Origin of the sequence: Rhodococcus sp. EPR-134 (assembly GCF_001647205.1) — a bacterium.
Taxonomy (GTDB): Bacteria; Actinomycetota; Actinomycetes; order Mycobacteriales; family Mycobacteriaceae; genus Rhodococcus_F; species Rhodococcus_F qingshengii.
In genome coordinates this window covers 1-7,798 of record NZ_LVCT01000801.1, presented here as the reverse complement: position 1 = coordinate 7,798, position 7,798 = coordinate 1, and the positions used below count along the sequence as shown (strand labels likewise).

Here is a 7,798-nt window from a genome sequence, read left to right as displayed (position 1 = left end):
GGTCGCCGTGATCGCCTCGGCCTTGGCGGGGTGCTCCGATTCCCCCGGCGCTCCCGACAACCTCACGTCCGAAACCGGCTCCGTCGAGATCGTTCGAGTGTCCGCGCACGATCCCGACGCGTTCACGCAGGGCCTCGAGATCGACGGAAACCGGTTGTACGAAAGCACCGGACGCGTCGGGCAGTCCTGGGTGCGCTCGAGCGAGATCTCCGACGAGCAGTCCCCCGCTTCGGGACCGGAAGTTGCGCGTGCCGATCTCGACCCGCCGTTGTTCGGTGAGGGCATCACGGTCGCCGGAGACACACTGTGGCAACTCACCTGGAAAGACGGCGTTGCCATCGCCCGTGACAAGGACACCTTGACCGAACGGGGGCGGTTCCCACTCGACACCGAGGGATGGGGAATCTGTTCGCTCGGGGATCGGATTGTCTCGAGCGACGGTTCGGCCACGTTGACCTTTCGCGATCCCGAAACCTTTGCGCCGATCTCGACCGTCGACGTCACCAGATCTTCGGAGTCCGTCGGCAAGCTGAACGAATTGGAATGCGCCGAAGACGGCTCCGTCTACGCCAATGTCTGGACCACGGACACCGTCGTCCGAATCGACCCGTCGGACGGCAGCGTCACGAACGTGTACGACGCTTCGCCGCTACGCGAAGAACTCGTCGCGGACGGATCGACCAGCACCGTCGACGTTCTCAACGGCATCGCGCAGATTCCCGGTACCGATCGATTCCTGCTCACCGGCAAGTATTGGCCGCAGATGTTCGAAGTCCGTTTTGTTAACTGAGTCCGACATGACACAGGACTCGCAGGGGTGTGCGTGGTAGCCGCGCCGACACTAGGACAGAATTGAGTGGTGACCGGACCGCGCGAACCCTACGACCCCGAAACTCGGCGAATCCACGACGAGCCGGAGGGGCAACAGGTGCACCCCGGTTACGACAATTACCCACCCGCGGCCCGCCCGGACAATTACCCACCTTCGGCCCGTCCCGCTGCCCGTCGCACGCCTTTGCCACCGCTGCATCCGATTCCCGAATCGCGGGGAGACTCCGAATCCGCGGCCGGTTCGAAGACGCCGGGGGCGGACGCTCCCAAGGCTCCACCGATGCCTCGCAAGCTCACCGTCACTCGCGTCGCAGCGATGCGCAGCCGCGAACTGACGAACAAGGGCATCGCGACCTTCCAGCGCGCGGCGAAGGCCGACGGCGCGGACAAGTCCGGTCTGACCGCTCTCACCTACGCGGTGATGACGAACAACGCGACCGACGCGGCGATCTCCGTCGCTCTGGCCAACACGCTGTTCTTCTCGGCCGCGACGGGCGAGGACAAGACCAAGGTCGCGCTCTATCTCCTGATCACGATCGCACCGTTCGCGGTCATCGCACCGCTCATCGGCCCCATGCTCGACCGGTTGCAGCGCGGACGCCGCATCGCACTCGCGTCGTCGTTCGGAATCCGGACGCTCCTCGCGGTGATCCTGGTCTTCAACTTCGACAGTTGGATCCTCTATCCGGCCGCGCTCGGCATGATGGTGCTCAGTAAATCGTTCTCGGTGCTCAAGAGCGCAGTGACACCACGCGTCCTACCACCGGAAATAGACCTGGTGCGCGTGAATTCGCGTCTGACGGTCTTCGGGCTGATCGGTGGAACGATCGGGGCCGGCGCTGTCGCAGGTGCGCTCGCGCTGGCTTTCGGTTCCACCGGCGCCTTGTGGTTCGCGGTCGCCGTCACCGTGTTCGGCGCATATCTGAGCATGCGAATCCCGTCGTGGGTCGAGGTCACCGAGGGTGAGGTTCCCGCGACCATCACCTACCACCCGGACGAAGCGCATCACGCCGGCAGCGCCCCACCGCAGCCGGACGCCAAACCTGCCAAGGTCCGTCAGCCTCTCGGACGCGCCGTGATCATCGGACTCTGGGGCAACGGCACCATTCGCGTGCTCACCGGCTTCCTGACGCTCTACATCGCGTTCGTCGCCAAATCACGCACCGATCACGAGCCGCTCCAGCAGGCCATGATGCTCGGCCTGGTCGGCGCAGCAGCCGGTCTGGGTAACTTCGCCGGAAATGCCACGGGTGCGCGCCTCAAGCTCGGCCGGCCTGCCTTGATCGTGCTCCGGTGTACTGCGTCGGTGTGGATCATCGCGGTGATCGCAGCTCTGACGGACAACCTCATGACGGCCGCGCTTGCCACGCTCATCGCATCGGCCGCCAGCGCGCTCGCCAAGGTCTCACTCGACGCGTCACTCCAGCACGACCTGCCCGAGGAATCGATCGCGTCCGGATTCGGTAGATCCGAGACGGTTCTGCAGCTGAGCTGGGTACTCGGCGGCGCATTGGGGGTTCTGCTTCCGACCGAATACTGGATCGGGTTCACTGTTGTATCGGTGTTCCTGACGATCGGGCTTCTGCAGACCTTCCTGAGCTACCGAGGAAGCAGCCTCCTGCCCGGCCTCGGCGGGAAGCGACCCGATCTGGCCGAACAAGAAGTGACCGAAGTGATTTACACCGGTAAATCCAACCGAGGACAAGGAAGTACTCCGCAGTGATGATGCGCTCGAGAACAAAGAAGATCGTGGCAGCGATCAGTGTCCTGATGGTGGTGGCACTGGTTGCTTACGTCTCCGTTCTTTTCGTGATCATCAAGAACATCAACGACGACCCCGACAAGCTGCCGGTCATCACTGCATACGCACACGGCAAGACGATCGAAACGAACCCTGCCGGTTTCTGCACCATCGACCTGTCCCAGTGCGCCCAGGTGGGCGACATCTACGCACTCGACGTTCCAGCGGGCTACCCGCTGCAGCTGTCGTTGTCGACGGACGTCTCGGATGCGCAGTGGGCACTGCTCGCCGTCTACGAGGATGCCGACGGCAACCAGACCGGTGAGCCCCGAGTCTTCGAGCCCGGCGAGGCCTTGGCAGTGACGGTCGAGTCTTCGAGCGATCCCGTCAAGCAACTCGTCGGCGTCGAAATCCACCTCGCCGTCGGTGAGGGAAGCGAACAGGGACTGCTGATCTGGTCGATCAAGACCGCCTGATCCCCGGAACGTCGAAAATGCCCTGCACACCGATTGGTGTGCAGGGCATTTTGTTTCGAAGCCGTGTATGGCAGCTCGTATCGAGCGATCAGGTGTCGAGCTCGCGAGCGACGGCCCGGACGACCTCGGAGATCCGCTGAGCGGTCTTGCGGTCCGGGTACTTGCCGTTGCGCAGATCCGGCTGGACCTTCGCCTCGAGCAACGTGATCATGTCCTCGACCATGCCGTGCAACTGATCAGGGGTGTGCTTACGCTCGACGGGCTCACGACGCGTCGCCGTCGCGCCGCGCAACGACGGCGCCGGCTCGAGTACCTTCAGGCTCAGTGCCTGCGGACCGCGGCGGCCCGCAGCCATTCCGAACTCGACGCGCTGGCCGGCCTTCAAGCCTTCGACGCCCTCGGGGAGAGCGGAAGCACGGACGTAGACGTCCTCGCCCTCTTCCTGCGACAGAAAGCCGAAACCCTTTTCGACGTCGTACCACTTCACCTTGCCGGTCGGCACCGCGTTCACCTGCTCATCACTCGACTGGGGCGTCTGCCCCAATGTGCTCGGGAGGCTCTCGGAAGAGGCTCATGGCCTTGCTCGCATCGCTTCCGGTGGAAGAATGCAAAAGAACGCGCCCCACACTTGCTTCAGCGGGGCGCGCAGTCTGTTAACAGTCTACCTGTGACGAACCCGGGTCGGCACCCAGGTTTACAGGCACTATCCTCGTAGGTGTGGACCCTCAACCGAACCCGCGCACTTCCGGCACCGGAAACGGTCTGTTCCGTACGGCGATGGCACTGTTCATCGTCGGATTCCTGGCGATCGTGGCCATCTTCGCAGTCCATATCTTCAGCGACACCCCACCCGGCCTGGCGTTGTACCTGGTAGCACTCGCGTGCCCGATCGGCTTCCTTCTGGCCATCGTCTACACGCTCAGATCCGGTCGACGCGTGCGCTGATCACTCCCGCCTCCAACCGAAAGGTCACTGACCATGAGAATCCTCCTGAACGTGATCTGGCTGGTCTTCGGCGGCTTCTGGCTGGCGTTGGGTTACTTCGCCGCAGGCATCATCTGCTGCATCCTCATCATCACGATTCCCTTCGGAATCGCGGCATTCCGCATCGGCATCTACGCACTGTGGCCGTTCGGTAAGACCGTCGTCGACAAGCCGACCGCTGGTGTCGGTTCGATGATCGGCAATGTCATCTGGGTGATCATCGCCGGTATCTGGTTGGCGATCGGACACATCGTCACCGCCGTCGCGATGGCGATCACGATCATCGGAATTCCGCTCGCGGTCGCGAACCTGAAGATGATTCCGATCTCGCTGATGCCGCTCGGCAAGGAGATCGTCGACGTGGACCGGGTGAATTACGCATAGTCGTGGACCGCGTCGATTACGCATAGCGGGCCCGCGGACCGAAGAACCCGACCACAGCAGTTGCCGTGGTCGGGTTCTCTGGTATCAGGTCGTATCAGCGGCCGAGGCTACCGAGTCCGGGGAGGTTACCGAGCGAACCGGTTCCCGTTCCCGGGTTGCCCGGATCGACGGGGCCGACCGGCCCCTCGGAGACCACGATGGTCACGCTCGAAGCACGCGAAAGCACGCTCTTCGCAGTGATCTCGACGGTGACGCTGCCGACAGCGGTGGGGGTACCCGAGATGGTGCCGTCCTGTGCGAGGGACAGTCCGCCGGGCAGAGTGCCACTGGTGAGTGCAAACGTTGCGCGCGCATCGGCGGCAGTGAGCTTCTGCGAATACGCCTTACCTACCTGAGCGGCAGGCAATTCGACGGTGGCGGGTAGCGGGTACGCAGCAACGACTGTCACCTTGCCCCCGTTGGTCGTCGACGCGATGGCGCCGGTCGAGGTGTCGAGCGCGAGGTTTTTGACCTTCTCCAGTGCCGGAACCTTGGTATCGGTCAGAGCGGTGGTGGCGCGGGTCGTCAGATCGACCGACCACAGGTGTCCGTTCATGACGTCCGCGACATATGCAATGCCTGCCGCAGCGTCGACGGCCACGCCGTTGGGAATCGCAGTCGGAGACAGCGTGGTCTTCGACAGAACCGCGCCGGCCGGGGTGATCGCCCACAGGTTGGTTGCCCGGGTGTCGGTCATGTAGATGTTGCCGGTGTTCGTGTCGACATCGACGTCGACCGGGTAGAGGTTGTCGGCACGCACGATCGACTTGAGTGCTCCGCCCTTGCGTACGTCCGCCTGCCACAGCGTGCGGCCGTAATTCTCGTCGAAGAAGTTGGTGTCCGCGATGTAGAGGAAGCCGCGGACACTGTCGAAGGCGAGCTTGGTCGGCGTTGCCGACTTGTCGACCAGAATGCTCGACACGGCGTCGGCGGCGTTGGGGTCGACGACTCGGATGTTGCCGGACTTGTAGTCCGAGAAGTACGCGCGGTGTGTTGTGGGATCGACGACGACATCGTTGATCTGCGGACGCGAGCCGTCGGGGTTCTTCTCGCTCAGCGTGACCGTCTTTTCGACCTTGCCGGTCTTCGTGTCGACAATCGAGATCGCGCCGCCGTAGGAGGAGGACACGTATGCGCGTCCGAGGCCCGAGTCGACGGCAAGTGCCGACGGGTAACCGACGACGCCGTCGATGGTGCCGACAGACTTGCCGGTGTTCGTGTCGACGACGGACAACGAGCTGGTCGGTCCGCCGTACTGCGTGATGTATCCGCGGTGGGTTACCGAGTCGACGACGATGTCGCCGGGCTGGGTTGCGGTATAGCTTCCGACAACACCGTGTGTCGGATCCTCGGGTGAGGCGTGTGCAGCGGGAGCAGTGACGGCCAGGCCGACAGCAGCAGCGGCGACGGCGAGCGACGCGGTGACCGCACGCCGACGGTATTGCAGTTTCATGAGGGGTGTCCTACTTCTTTGGAAGACTCTGCGAAACCTGCCCAATCGAGGCAAGTCAGGCAAACCTAACCTAAGTTTCAATCTCGATGTTGAGACACGGGCCACACCCTGGGCGCGGATCGACACACCTCTCAATCGCCCGAAATTCTATTTCCACATAACGTGTGACCTTGCTCACATTACGGATGGATAACGGAACGGACACAACCCGACATTCACTCAGTCACCCCCACCTACCTGGGAAGAGTCTCCTGCGCTTTGTGTGACGCGTTGTACGTCCTTCGCCACGCCGCGTTATCAAATGGTGACACGAGCGACTCGAGCCGTTACCGTCGTTTTCGGCCGGGAAACTCGGCCACCTCCGGCCCGCCGCGCCAAGCCTTGTCCCGCGGGTACCGGACTTCCGACAGAGCATTCCAGGGACGAGGACGGGGGACCCAAAGTCCTCTGTGAGAACAGAAAAGTTCTCCAGTGGACACCGGTTCGATCGCAAGACCGAATCTTGGGGTGAAGCCAGACCCTTTCCAGCCAGGAAAGGCGAGGCCGGGCGACCTCTCAGCCCGAACCCGACAGCTGACCTCGCAGGCGCGTGTGGAGAGGATTTCGACCATCATGAGCGGACGCCATCGCAAGCCCACCACCACCGGCCGCACTGTCGCCAAGGTCGCCGTCACCGGCGCCATCATGGGCGTAGCAGGAATTGCAGCCACCGGAACCGCAAACGCTGCCCCCGACTCCGACTGGGATCGTCTCGCCCAGTGTGAGGCCGGCGGAAACTGGGCCATCAACACGGGCAACGGTTACCAGGGCGGACTGCAGTTCTCCCCCAGCACGTGGAACGCACACGGCGGCGGACAGTACGCAGCCACCGCAAACCAGGCCACTCGCGAGCAGCAGATCGTTGTTGCCGAGCGTGTTCTCGCAAACCAGGGTTGGGGCGCATGGCCGTCCTGCTCCTCCAGCCTCGGGCTGAGCAGCGGCGCCACCGAGCGTTCCGCTCCAGCCACCACGGCTCCTCAGGCAGCTCCGGCTCCGGCGCAGCAGGTCGCACAGACCGTTGCACACCCGGTCGCCGACGCCATCGATCAGGCAATCGCATTCGCCGAGGCCAACGGCATCCCGGTCGACCCGCAGATCCTCGCAGTCGCCGACACCGCGAAGTCGTTCCTCAAGTAACACCGGCAAGACTGTCCGCTCGGACGCTCGAACATCAAGAAGGCCCGCACCGATTCGGTGCGGGCCTTCTTCGTGTCGAGTTGTTATCGGTTGATGACGGTGTGCGGGTGTACGTAAGGAAGTGACTCCACCGGAACCGGAAAGGTGGTGTCCTCGCCGAAGGGTGAAAGTCCACCTGCGCGGGTCGATGACAATTCGGTCACTGCGTGATCTCCGTCTGCAGTTTCCGGCCATCCTGGATCTACATAGTGTTGCTTCGAATTGTTGGCCACGAAGTCATTTTGACAGGACGCCGTTACGCCGTACAGACCAGGTCTCTAATCTGATACCTGATGACCGAAACACGTGGCACCCCGGCGGGCAGTTCCGCAGCCGAAAGTCTGACCGATTGGCTCTCGGCGCGCAGTGACGCCGAGTTGACGGAGTTGCTGCGTCTGCGCCCCGATCTGGCCGTACCGCCGCCGAGCACGATGGTGGTTCTCAGCGGTCGGGCACAGCAACGCGCGTCGGTCAGCCGAGCCGCGGACGAACTCGACACCCTCGATTTCGGTCTTCTCGAATTGTTGGCACTGGCCGGCGCCGAGGAAACTCCGATGACGCGGGCGGAGCTCAACAGTGCGATCGCCGAACGCGCCCTGACCGGCAAGGGCAAGGTCACCAAGAAGGCCGTCGACAAGTCTCTGTCGAAGATGCGCGCGTCCGCCCTCATCTGGG

9 protein-coding genes, 1 pseudogene and 1 riboswitch are annotated in these 7,798 nt (G+C 63.2%); of the genes and pseudogenes, 7 read left to right on the top strand and 3 right to left on the bottom strand.

Going from position 1 to position 7,798, the window contains the following annotated elements:
- From A2J01_RS34340 to A2J01_RS34330, 3 genes are all read left to right on the top strand, one after another.
- Positions 1-790: glutaminyl-peptide cyclotransferase (locus tag A2J01_RS34340; RefSeq protein ID WP_064114460.1), on the top strand; the 790-nt coding region annotated here is incomplete at its 5' end.
- A 69-nt stretch (positions 791-859) separates the two neighbouring features.
- Positions 860-2,554, top strand: coding sequence for an MFS transporter (locus tag A2J01_RS34335; protein WP_223304424.1), 1,695 nt, complete (start codon positions 860-862; stop codon positions 2,552-2,554).
- Positions 2,554-3,048: a DUF2771 domain-containing protein gene (locus A2J01_RS34330; RefSeq protein ID WP_207624414.1), complete on the top strand. Its 495-nt coding sequence runs from the start codon at positions 2,554-2,556 to the stop codon at positions 3,046-3,048. Before A2J01_RS34335 ends, A2J01_RS34330 begins: the two co-directional genes overlap by 1 nt.
- A gap of 88 nt (positions 3,049-3,136) precedes the next feature.
- On the opposite strand, the gene A2J01_RS34325 is transcribed toward A2J01_RS34330, so the two are convergent.
- Entirely contained in the window at positions 3,137-3,550 is a 414-nt protein-coding gene (locus A2J01_RS34325; protein WP_007733502.1) for a cold-shock protein, read from the bottom strand.
- 215 nt (positions 3,551-3,765) lie between these two features.
- Here A2J01_RS34325 and A2J01_RS34320 point away from each other — a divergent pair, with 215 nt between their 5' ends.
- A complete protein-coding gene (locus A2J01_RS34320) occupies positions 3,766-3,993 on the top strand; it encodes a hypothetical protein (RefSeq protein WP_003940194.1) in 228 nt (75 codons plus the stop codon).
- Positions 3,994-4,026: 33 nt separating this feature from the next.
- Positions 4,027-4,416: a YccF domain-containing protein gene (locus A2J01_RS34315; protein WP_003939919.1), complete on the top strand. Its 390-nt coding sequence runs from the start codon at positions 4,027-4,029 to the stop codon at positions 4,414-4,416.
- Positions 4,417-4,510: 94 nt separating this feature from the next.
- Here A2J01_RS34315 and A2J01_RS34310 read toward each other — a convergent pair whose 3' ends face one another.
- Positions 4,511-5,908: a YncE family protein gene (locus tag A2J01_RS34310; protein ID WP_064114459.1), complete on the bottom strand. Its 1,398-nt coding sequence runs from the start codon at positions 5,906-5,908 to the stop codon at positions 4,511-4,513.
- Positions 5,909-6,302: 394 nt separating this feature from the next.
- A riboswitch (cyclic di-AMP (ydaO/yuaA leader) is annotated at positions 6,303-6,512 on the top strand.
- An 8-nt stretch (positions 6,513-6,520) separates the two neighbouring features.
- Here A2J01_RS34310 and A2J01_RS34305 point away from each other — a divergent pair.
- Entirely contained in the window at positions 6,521-7,084 is a 564-nt protein-coding gene (locus A2J01_RS34305) for a transglycosylase family protein (RefSeq protein ID WP_003939675.1), read from the top strand.
- 83 nt (positions 7,085-7,167) lie between these two features.
- Here the strand turns inward: A2J01_RS34305 and A2J01_RS34300 are convergent, their stop codons facing one another.
- A complete protein-coding gene (locus A2J01_RS34300; protein ID WP_019744939.1) occupies positions 7,168-7,356 on the bottom strand; it encodes a hypothetical protein in 189 nt (62 codons plus the stop codon).
- Between the two features lie 60 nt (positions 7,357-7,416).
- Between A2J01_RS34300 and A2J01_RS34295 the strand changes: the two are divergent.
- A pseudogene (locus A2J01_RS34295) lies at positions 7,417-7,798 on the top strand (helicase-associated domain-containing protein); the annotation flags it as partial.

Excerpts from the sequence above, each read along its gene's own strand:
- A2J01_RS34330 (WP_207624414.1), top strand. The coding sequence starts at position 2,554 with ATGATGCGCTCGAGAACAAAGAAGATCGTGGCAGCGATCAGTGTCCTG.
- A2J01_RS34315 (WP_003939919.1), top strand. The coding sequence starts at position 4,027 with ATGAGAATCCTCCTGAACGTGATCTGGCTGGTCTTCGGCGGCTTCTGG.
- A2J01_RS34310 (WP_064114459.1), bottom strand. The coding sequence starts at position 5,908 with ATGAAACTGCAATACCGTCGGCGTGCGGTCACCGCGTCGCTCGCCGTC.
- A2J01_RS34305 (WP_003939675.1), top strand. The coding sequence starts at position 6,521 with ATGAGCGGACGCCATCGCAAGCCCACCACCACCGGCCGCACTGTCGCC.